The 10,140-nt window shown below is 70.5% G+C and carries 9 protein-coding genes; 2 read left to right on the forward strand and 7 right to left on the reverse strand.

The annotated features are described in order from the left end of the window. Positions 1–38 precede the first annotated feature (38 nt). The 3 genes from ABD481_RS15520 to ABD481_RS15530 form a co-directional block, all read right to left on the reverse strand. The gene (locus ABD481_RS15520) at positions 39–416 is read right to left on the reverse strand and encodes an MmcQ/YjbR family DNA-binding protein (RefSeq protein ID WP_344666347.1); all 378 of its coding nucleotides are present in this window, start codon (positions 414–416) and stop codon (positions 39–41) included. A 275-nt stretch (positions 417–691) separates the two neighbouring features. Further along, a complete protein-coding gene (locus tag ABD481_RS15525) occupies positions 692–1,906 on the reverse strand; it encodes an RNA polymerase sigma factor (protein WP_344666348.1) in 1,215 nt (404 codons plus the stop codon). Further along, complete coding sequence (locus tag ABD481_RS15530) at positions 1,903–2,274, reverse strand: YciI family protein (protein ID WP_344666349.1); 372 nt, start codon at positions 2,272–2,274, stop codon at positions 1,903–1,905. Before ABD481_RS15530 ends, ABD481_RS15525 begins: the two co-directional genes overlap by 4 nt. A gap of 198 nt (positions 2,275–2,472) precedes the next feature. On the opposite strand from ABD481_RS15530, the gene ABD481_RS15535 reads away from it, so the two are divergent. Continuing rightward, entirely contained in the window at positions 2,473–4,005 is a 1,533-nt protein-coding gene (locus ABD481_RS15535) for an MFS transporter (RefSeq protein WP_344666350.1), read from the forward strand. A gap of 53 nt (positions 4,006–4,058) precedes the next feature. Here ABD481_RS15535 and ABD481_RS15540 read toward each other — a convergent pair whose 3' ends face one another. From ABD481_RS15540 to rpsA, 4 genes are all read right to left on the reverse strand, one after another. Next, positions 4,059–4,916, reverse strand: a complete 858-nt coding sequence (locus tag ABD481_RS15540) for a hypothetical protein (RefSeq protein ID WP_344666351.1) — start codon at positions 4,914–4,916, stop codon at positions 4,059–4,061. Between the two features lie 45 nt (positions 4,917–4,961). Further along, the gene (locus ABD481_RS15545) at positions 4,962–6,014 is read right to left on the reverse strand and encodes a TolB family protein (RefSeq protein ID WP_344666352.1); all 1,053 of its coding nucleotides are present in this window, start codon (positions 6,012–6,014) and stop codon (positions 4,962–4,964) included. Then, positions 6,007–7,269, reverse strand: a complete 1,263-nt coding sequence (locus ABD481_RS15550) for an MFS transporter (RefSeq protein WP_344666353.1) — start codon at positions 7,267–7,269, stop codon at positions 6,007–6,009. The genes ABD481_RS15545 and ABD481_RS15550 overlap by 8 nt, the downstream gene beginning before the upstream one ends. Before the next feature lie 132 nt (positions 7,270–7,401). Next, positions 7,402–8,883, reverse strand: coding sequence for a 30S ribosomal protein S1 (rpsA, locus tag ABD481_RS15555; RefSeq protein WP_344666354.1), 1,482 nt, complete (start codon positions 8,881–8,883; stop codon positions 7,402–7,404). 390 nt (positions 8,884–9,273) lie between these two features. On the opposite strand from rpsA, the gene ABD481_RS15560 reads away from it, so the two are divergent. Further along, positions 9,274–10,140, forward strand: coding sequence for a class I SAM-dependent methyltransferase (locus tag ABD481_RS15560; RefSeq protein ID WP_344666355.1), 867 nt, complete (start codon positions 9,274–9,276; stop codon positions 10,138–10,140).

Below are 10,140 nucleotides of genomic sequence, written 5' to 3' on the forward strand. Positions count from 1 at the left end.
CGGGCCGGGATGGCGAGCGCGGTCCCCGCCGGTCAGCGTCAGTCGAGCTCGTCAGCGTACTGCCGCGCCATGGTCTTGGTGGCGCGCATCCGCCAAGCGGCGACCAGCAGCGTCCGCAGCTCGTCGTCGTCGATCTCGGCGAGGCGGACCAGCACCGCCGGGTAGCCGCGGTAGTGCTCGGTGGTGAAGAAGGCGTCGGGCCGCGCGCTGATGAGTGCTTCCTTCTCCTCGTGGGCGCATTGCACCGCGAGGACGTCGAGCTGCGGGACGCGAGGTCCGGTCCCGTCCACGCGTTCGAGGTAGCTCCAGGCGAACAGCTTGCCCCGCAGGCGGATCGCCAAGGACTCCGGCTCCGACTGGTCCTCGGCCTCGGGCAGCGACGCGGCGAGGCGGCGGGCGGTGGCGGGATCGCTCATGGCACGACGGTAATACAGCGCGCTCTGCCAAGGAGCTCCCGCAACCACCACACTTCACGCCCTCAGCCGCCTCACCCCACCCCTTCAACCACCCCACCCCTTCAACCACCAACCACCAACCACCTCACCCCTTCAACCACCAACCGCCCCACCCCTTCAACCACCAACCACCTCACCCCTTCAACCACCTCACCCCTCACTCCCGCAACCACCACTTCACGCCCTCAGCCACCTCATCCCACACCTACAACCACCTCACTCCCGCAACCACCACCTCACCCCCGCAGCCGCCGCGCCCGCTCCTCCAAAAACCGCTGCTCCGCGCTGCTCGCCGTAGCCTTCGCCGCGCGCCGGTAGTCCTCGTAGGCGGCGTCCCGCTCCCCCGCCAGCTCCAGCAGGTGCGCGCGCACCGACAGCAGCCGGTGGTGCTTGGCCATCCGCTCGTCCTCCTCCAACTCCTTCAGCACCGCCAGCCCGGCCTGCGGGTCCTCGACCTCGGCCAGTGCGATGGCCCGGTTGAGCGTGACCATCGGGTTGGGCGCGATGCGCTCCAGGATCAGGTACAGCGCGTGGACCTGCCGCCAGTCGGTGTCGGCGGCGGTGGCGGCGACGGCGTGGGTGGCGGCTATGGCGGCCTGGAGCTGGTACGGGCCCAGGTCGGTGCCGCTGAGCGAGGACTTCGCCAGGTCCAGGCCCTCGGCGACGAGGTCGGCGTCCCACGCGCCGCGGTCCTGTTCGGCCAGCGGCACCAGGTCGCCGTCGGCGGTGGTGCGGGCCCGGCGCCGGGCGTGGGTGAGCAGCATCAGCGCGAGCAGGCCGGTGACCTCGGCGTCGTCGGGGAGCTGGGCGTGCACGAGGCGGGTCAGGCGGATCGCCTCGTCGGCGAGGTGGACGCGTTCCAGCACGGCGCCGGAGGAGGCGGTGTAGCCCTCGTTGAAGATCAGGTAGAGCACGTGCAGCACCACCCGGAGCCGTTCCTCGCGCTCCGGCGCGGGCGGCAGCTCGAAGGTGCTGCCCGCGGCCTTGACGCGCTGCTTGGCACGGCTGATCCGGACCGCCATCGTGGCTTCCGGGACCAGGAACGCGCGGGCGATCTCGGCGGTGGTGAGGCCGCCGACGGCGCGCAGCGTCAGCGCGGTCTGCGAGGCCGCGGTCAGCGTGGGGTGGCAGCACAGGAACAGCAGGAGCAGCGTGTCGTCGGTGTCCGGCACGTCCTCCGGCGGCACGTCCGCCGCCGAGGCCAGCTCCTCGCGCTCGCGCCGGGCGTTCTCGCTGCGGATCTGGTCGATCAGCCGGTGCGAGGCGACGGTGGTCAGCCAGGCGCGCGGGTTGTCCGGCAGCCCCTGCGACGGCCACTTCACAGCCGCCGCCAGGACCGCCTCCTGCACCGCGTCCTCGCAGCCCTCGAAGCGGCCGTAGCGGCGGACCAGCGCCCCGAGGACCTGCGGGGTGAGTTCGCGGAGCAGGTCCTCGACAGCGCTTCGGGTCATGCCTCCAATTGTCCATCGGAGAAGAGGACCTGCCGCACTTCCACGCCGAGGCCCTCGATCGCGGCGTCCGGGATCTGCGCGGCCAGCTCCAGCGCGCGGTCCCGGTCCTCGACGTCGACCAGGTAGAAGCCGCCGAGGTACTCCTTGGCCTCCAGGAACGGGCCGTCGGTCACCACCCGCTGCCCGTCGTGGACCCGGACCACGGCCGCCTGCGACGGGTCGACCAGGGCCTGGGTGATGATCAGTTCCCCGGAGGCCTTCAGCCCCTCGAGGAACTCGCCGTGGCCCTGGCCGAGCGCCTGCCGCTCCTCGTCGGTCAAGGCGTCCAGCACGGCCGGGTTGATGTGCATGCTGATCACGAACTGCATCTGTCGTCACTCCTCGGGTCGCCGGGCCCGTCGGGGGCCCTTCCACTCGGTAGCCGGAGCCGCCAGGCAGATCTTGACATCCCGCGCCGAGATTTTTTCCGGCGCGCGCCGACGCCGATGTTAAGAACCCGGCGGCGGCTCCGGCCACCGGGCGAGACGGCGGAACCCCGTGAAACCGAGACCCGAGGAGCACCGAGGATGCGGACCAACCGCGCGAAGTGGGGCCTGGCCCTGCTGATGCTGCCGACCCTGATCGTCGCCATGGATGTGACGGCACTGCTGCTGGCGCTGCCGCACCTGGCAGCCGACCTGGGCGCGAACAACGTTCAGCAGCTGTGGATCAGCGACAGCTACGGCCTGATGGTGGCCGGCCTGGTGATCACCATGGGCACGCTCGGGGACCGGATCGGGCGCCGCCGGCTGCTGGTGGCCGGGGCCACCGGGTTCGCGGCCCTGTCGCTGGTGGCGGCGTTCGCGACCGATCCGCTGACGCTGATCGTCGTGCGCGCGCTGCTGGGCGTGTTCGGGGCCACGCTGGCGCCGTCCACGCTGGCGCTGATCACGAACATGTTCCACGACCAGCGCGAGCGCGGCCGCGCCATCGCCACCTGGGCCACCTGCCAGTTCGCCGGCGGCGCGCTCGGCCCGGTGCTGGCCGGGTTCCTGCTCCAGCACTTCTGGTGGGGCTCGGTGTTCCTGGCCGCGGTGCCGCCGATGGTGCTGCTGGCCCTGGCCGGACCGTTCCTGCTTCCGGAGTACCGCAGCGACCGCGCCGGCCGATTGGACCCGGCGAGCGTCGTGCTGTCGCTGGCGGCGGTGCTGCCGATGGTCTACGGGATCAAGCAGCTGACCGTCGCGACCACGGCCAGGCACGCGGTGGCGGTCCCGCTGGCGGCGCTCGTGATCGGCGCGGCGATCGGCGCGGTGTTCGTCCGGCGGCAGCTGCGCATCCCGGTTCCGCTGCTGGATCTGCGCCTGCTGCGGAACCCCGGCTTCAGCGCGGTGCTGATCTCGCTCGTCTTCGCGGGCACCGCCATGGCCGGGACCGGTCTGCTGGTGACGCAGTACCTGCAGGGCGTGCTGGGCCGCTCGCCGATGGCCTCGGCGCTGCTGTTCACCCCGATGGGGCTGGCCGTGGCGGTCGGGACGATCACCGCCCCGGCGCTCACCCGGCGGCTGCGCCCGGCGACCGCCATCGCCGCCGGACTGGTGGTCTCGGCGGCCGGGGCGGCGCTGCTGACCCTGGTCGACGGCAGCGGCGACCTGCCGCTGCTGATGACCGGCATCGCGGTGCTGGCGGCGGGTACCGGCCCGCTGTTCGCGCTCGGCACCGGTCTGGTGATGAGCAGCGTGCCGCCGGAGCGCGCGGGCTCGGCCGCGTCGATGTCGGAGACCGGCAACTACTTCGGCGGATCGCTCGGGTTCGCCGTGCTGGGCGCGGCGGCCGCGGCCGTGTACCGGGGCTCGGCGCACGGGACGTCGGACTCGCTGCCCGGCGCGCTCGCCGCGGCCGGGCGGCTGCCGGCGCCGGAGGCCGCGTCGCTGCTGCACACGGCCCGGTCGGCGTTCACCGACGCGCTGCACGTCACCGGCGTGGTCGCCACGCTGATCTTCGTCGGGCTGGCCGTGCTGGTGACGGCGATGCGGCCGGCGGGTACGAGCGGGCCGCGCGCGGAGCAGGCCGCCGGCACGGCGGAGTCCGCCGAGGAGTCGCTCGTCCCAGCTTCCTGATCAGGGATCCGAGTCGACCCACCACCAGCGGTCGGACGGCTGATGCCCGCGCTTCAGGAGGCCGGGGCCGAAGCCGGGGTGCTCGGCGCGGCCGGGCTGGCCGGGGCGGCCGGGGTGCTCGGTGCGGAGGCGGCCGGGGTGCTCGGTGCGGAGGCGGCCGGGGTCGCGGGCGTCGCCGGAGTCGCGGGAGCCGTCGGCGTGGTGTGCTTGTACAGGGCCTCGCCGATCTTCAGGACGAACGCCTTCGCGTCGTCGCCCTTGACCAGGGCCTCCTGCACCGTGATCAGGAAGGTGCGGTTGCCGTCGAACATCACCAGGACCACGTCCTTGCCGGCCTCGGTCACGTAGGTGGCGGGGTGGCCGGCGACCGAGATCGGGGCGTACTGGGCGCCGCTGCCGGCCAGGTTGCCGACGGTGGCGGCGCCGCGGCTGCGGGCGCTGGCGGCGTCGGCGTAGGTCGCGAGCTGGACCTCGACCTGGTTGGAGGCGATCTTGCCGGCGGCGTCCAGGACCACGCCGTACTGGCAGACCACGCGACCGGTCTGCTTGTAGCCCGCGTTGGGCTGGAAGGGCTGGAAGAAGTCGCCGCCGCTGAGCGGGTTGCCCAGGGCCAGCTGCATGTCGGCGTCGGTCACCAGGCCGCTGCACGTCTTCGGCAGCTGGGCGGCGTCCACGAGCGGCCCGGCGGCCGGGTCGAAGCTGGGGGCCGCGCTGCTGGGGCTGGAGGCGCCCGTGGACGACTGGGAGCCCGGGAAGGAGCCGGCGCCCTTGCTGGTGGACGTATCGCCCTTCACCGAGCCGCTGCTGCCGCCGCACGCCACCAGGGAGACGGCCGCCAAGGCGGCGACGCCGAGCCCGGATATGCGTGTCATCGTCCGGCCGGTTCGGTGCGAGGTCGAGAGGGTCCGCATGATTGGCAACCTATCGGATCGGTCCTACGCGTGGGTAGGAGCGGCTCATCCCGACGTCACCGAGGGCGACATGCCGTTGAGGGCCAGCAGGCGCGGGGCTCCGCCGCCGTCGGCGGGGACCGCGTAGAGGTCGCTGCCGGGGTCGTTGTCGTGCGGCACCGCGTACATCACGGTGTGCGCGTCCAGCCACGCCGCCTGATCGTCGACGCTGCGCGTCTCGGCCAGCGGCGTCTCCTTCATCGTGGCCAGGTCGAGGACGGTGAAGCGCCAGGGACGCCGGATGTCGTCGGAAACCCGCTTCTTGAACACCAGGCGGGTCCCGTCCGGGGAGAGCGAGGGACACTCCAGGTTCTCGCGCAGAGCGGTCAGCGTGTGTGCCTTGAGATCGCCGCGCATCAGCCACGTCTTACTGGTGCTGCCCATGGTCGCGTAGAAGGTGTTGTCGTCGGCGGTGAAAGTAACGCCCCAGTAGTTCACGTCGACAGCCTTATAGGGCTTCCCGTCCACGGTCGCGGCGAAGGCCTCCAGGGAATCGATGTAGGCGCCTGTCTTGAGATCCAGGATCGACGTACGCGTGGACGCTCCGGGCTGCGTATAGGAGTCGCCGGTGACGAAGGTGGTCCAGGACGCCATGCGACCGTCGGCGGACAGGCGCGCGCGGTTCGGGGTGCCGGTGATCTCAAGCTTCTTGATCTGCTTAAGAGAACTGTCGTAGATCTCCGCATAGGGCTGGCTCATGAGATCGCCCTCGGACTGAAGGCAGAGCAGTACGCGGGAAGCTGTATAGGAACGCTCGCACGGGATGTTCGAGAGCGTCGGCGCGGCGCCTTGTGCGGCGGCCAGCGGTTGCTCCACGACCTTCCCGAAGTCGGGCCCTTGGACCGTCGTCCTATAGGTGAGCTGCCCGCCGGCCACCGTAAAGCTTCCGACGACGCCGGCTCGCTGCTTGGAGCGGCCGAGGAAGGCGGCCAGACCCGCGGCGACGGCGACTACTGCCAGCACCGCAATAGCGGAGATCAGGATCTTGGCGCGCTTGTCGTGAGTCGGTGCGGGCTCTTGGGTCTTGGTCTCCGCTTCCTCGCGGAGATCGTCAGTCACTGAAATGTTCCTTCCACGGCGACACGAGCAACGTCGCCAAGGCCACAGCCGCAGCCATGGCGAGCGCGAACCACCGCATCACAGAAGCGGGATCGCTGTGCGACCACGCTACGCCGAACACCAATGAGGACACGAACCCGGCGACGGCGCCTATCGACTGCATCACGGCTATGCCTGACGTCCGCAGAGCCGCCGGGATATGAGGGCTGCAATAGGCCATCAGAACGCCGTCAGAGGCCGCGTAGGCCAGTCCTGGGAGGACCAGCGCCGCCACGAGCATGACCACGCCGGGAACGTCCGCGGACAGCGTCAGGTAGGCCACGACGAGCAGCAGGTGTCCGAGCACGAACACCTTCCAGCGCCCGATCCGGTCCGCCAGCGCCCCGACGGCGACCGCGGAGACCACGAACGTGCCCATCGTGCCGGTCGCCAGCAGCGCGTACTCCGAGGCCGTCAGGTGCATCCGGTGCGCGAGCGTCAGGTAGACGAACGTGTCGCTCACCCAGGCGAAGCCCAGCAGCGCCACCGCCAGGCCGCACAGCACGAACCAGCGCTGCCGCAGCAGGCCGAACGCCGCGCCCAGCGACGCCGCCGAACGCTCCCGCAGCTCGTCACGCTGGTCGACGACATAGAGGCAGAACACCACCAGGCCGATGCCGGCGACGCAGAACGCGATGACGAACAGCGCGTCGAAGGTGCGGCGCTCGGTGCCGAACTTCGTGGTCCACAGCAGGACGAAGGAGGCGATCAGCGGGCCGATCATGGCGCCGATGTTGTCCAGCATCCGGTGCACACCGAACGCCCGGCCCATGATCTTCGGGGGCGTCGACAGCGAGATCAGCGCGTCGCGCGGCGCCGTGCGGACGCCCTTGCCGAACCGGTCGGCGCTCAGCAGGCCGCTCAGACCCCCGAACGACGGGCCGACCAGCGGGAAGCCGAGCTTGGTGACCGCCGAGGCGCCGTAGCCCAGGCCGGCCAGCAGCTTGCGGCGCTGCCAGCGGTCGGCCAGATAGGCGGCCGGGATGGCCAGCAGCGCGGGGATGCCGTTGTAGAGGCCGTCCAGGAAGCCGATCACGGTCGGGGACTCGTGCAGCACGTTCAGCAGGTAGTAGCCGACCACCGCGACCAGCATCTCCGAGGAGACGTCAGTGAGCAGGCTGACGACGCCCAGCATCTTGACGTTGAACGGCACCCTTTCCCGGGTGGCGCGGGCGTCCTGGATGCGGCGTGCGGTCCTCGATCCGGTCAGGTACACGTCGAAACAATAGCGAAAGCCCCGCCCGCTGTTCGCGGACGGGGCGATTCTCAGTCACGGCTCACACCGCGGCCGGCCGGTCGCTGGTCACGGCCTGGGCCGCGGGCCGGACTGCGGGCCGGACGGGGAGCGTCAGCTCTGGCCGCCGGACAGCTTCTCGCGCAGCGCCGCGAGGGCCTCGTCGGACGCCAGGGCGCCGCCGGTGCTCTCCTCGACCACGCCCGAGGAGTAGGACGAGGGGGCGCCCTCGGCGTTCTCCTGGACCCCGGCCTCGGCGTCGGCCTTGCGGGCCTCCGAGATCTGCTTCTGGTGCGACTCGTACCGCGCGTGCGCCTCGGCGTACTGCCCCTCCCACACCTCGCGCTGGGCGTCGTACCCCTCGAGCCACTCGCCGGTCTCGGAGTCGAAGCCCTCGGGGTAGATGTAGTTGCCCTGGTCGTCGTAGGTGGCGGCCATGCCGTACAGCGCCGGGTCGAACTGGTCGGTCTCGATGTCGCCGGTCAGGCCCTCGTTCGCCTGCTTCAGCGACAGCGAGATGCGGCGGCGGTCCAGGTCGATGTCGATGACCTTGACGAAGATCTCGTCGCCCACCTGCACGACCTGCTCCGGGACCTCCACGTGGCGCTCGGCCAGCTCGGAGATGTGGACCAGGCCCTCGATGCCCTCGTCCACCCGGACGAACGCGCCGAACGGCACCAGCTTGGTGACCTTGCCCGGCACGACCTGGCCGATGGCGTGGGTGCGGGCGAAGGTCTGCCACGGGTCCTCCATGGTCGCCTTCAGGGACAGCGAGACGCGCTCGCGGTCCATGTCGACGTCCAGGACCTCGACCGTGACCTCCTGGCCGACCTCGACCACCTCGGAGGGGTGGTCGATGTGCTTCCAGGACAGCTCCGAGACGTGCACCAGGCCGTCCACGCCGCCGAGGTCCACGAACGCGCCGAAGTTGACGATCGAGGACACGACGCCGGAGCGGACCTGGCCCTTCTGCAGGGTGGTGAGGAAGTTCTGGCGCACCTCGGACTGGGTCTGCTCGAGCCAGGCGCGGCGGGACAGGACCACGTTGTTGCGGTTCTTGTCCAGCTCGATGATCTTGGCCTCGAGCTCCTTGCCGACGTACGGCTGCAGGTCCCGGACCCGGCGCATCTCGACCAGCGAGGCCGGCAGGAAGCCGCGCAGCCCGATGTCCAGGATCAGGCCGCCCTTGACGACCTCGATGACGGTACCGGTGACGATGCCGTCCTTCTCCTTGATCTCCTCGATCGTGCCCCAGGCGCGCTCGTACTGCGCACGCTTCTTGGACAGGATGAGGCGGCCTTCCTTGTCCTCCTTCTGGAGGACCAGGGCCTCGATGTGGTCACCGACGGCGACGACCTCGTTGGGGTCGACGTCGTGCTTGATCGAGAGCTCCCGCGACGGGATCACACCCTCGGTCTTGTAACCGATGTCGAGCAGGACCTCGTCCCGGTCGACCTTCACGATGACACCCTCGACGATGTCGCCGTCGTTGAAGTACTTGATGGTCTGGTCGATCGCGGCGAGGAAGTCCTCCGCCGAACCGATGTCGTTGATGGCGACCTGAGGCGTTCGGGCGGTCTCGGTGCTGCTCGTCATGGGGAAGGGGGCTCCGGATACGGACATCTGGGTGGGCGACGGCCCCACCGGGCGGCGGGGACGGCGCTGGTGGGAAAGTCCGTCACAAGTCAAGAGCCGAACGGTCGACGAGGATCGGGTGTCCAGCGAAGAAGATTCAGAACCTGCCCGCAGCGCATCGCCCAGAATACGGGTCGTACGCATGCGTGGTCAATCCGATACCCGGCTCGACCGGCGGCGTCGGCGCCACCCTCAGGCGCGCCCGCTCCCACCGGGCCCGCCCGCTACAGTCTCAACCTGCGTGATCGTCTCGCAACGCACCGCTGAAAGGAAGCCCGCACTGTGACCGGTGTGACGGAAGAGTCACCTGAGCTCGGCGACCCCGGAACCGAAGTTAACGATACGGTCCGCGTGGCCCGCCGTCACCTGTCAGATTCCGCCACGATCCTGGCGAACCGGGGCTGGTGGGACGCCAACGCCGACGAATACCAGGCCGAACACGGCCGGTTCCTGGGCGATGACCGGTTTGTCTGGTGCCCGGAGGGGCTGGACGAGGCGGACGCGCACCTGCTGGGGACGGAGTTGGCGGGGAAGCGGATCCTGGAGGTGGGGGCGGGGGCGGCGCAGTGCTCGCGGTGGTTGCTGGGGCAGGGGGCGCTGGCGGTGGCTTCGGATCTGTCGCGGGGGCAGTTGGAGCATTCTTTGCGGATCGATGCGGCTCGGGGGGTTGGGGCGGAGGTCGGGGTCGGAGTCGGAGTTGAGGTCGGGGTTGGGGAGAACGCGAAGGTTGTGGAGTCGGTGCCGCTGGTGCAGGCGGACGCCACGCGGCTGCCATTCGCCGACAACGTGTTCGACATCGTGTGCTCGGCGTTCGGCGCGGTGCCGTTCGTCGCGGACAGCGCGGCGGTGATGCGCGAGGCGGCCCGGGTGCTGAAGCCGGGCGGACGATGGGTGTTCTCGGTGTCGCACCCGGTGCGGTGGTCGTTTCCCGACGATCCGTCGGAGGCGGGGCTGACGGCCCGGGACTCGTATTTCGATCGGCGCCCGTATGTGGAGTTCGACGAGCGCGGGATCGCGACTTATGCGGAGCATCATCGGACGTTCGGCGACCGGGTTCGGGAGATCGCGGGGGCGGGGTTGGGGTTGGTGGATGTGGTGGAGCCGGAGTGGCCGGCGGGGTTGACGGAGGTGTGGGGCGGGTGGTCGCCGTTGCGGGGGAAGGTGATTCCGGGGACGGCGATTTTTGTGACGGTGAAGCTGGGTGGGGCGGTGGGGTGA

The sequence above is a fragment of the Catenulispora yoronensis genome (assembly GCF_039531695.1).
Taxonomy (GTDB): domain Bacteria; phylum Actinomycetota; class Actinomycetes; order Streptomycetales; family Catenulisporaceae; genus Catenulispora; species Catenulispora yoronensis.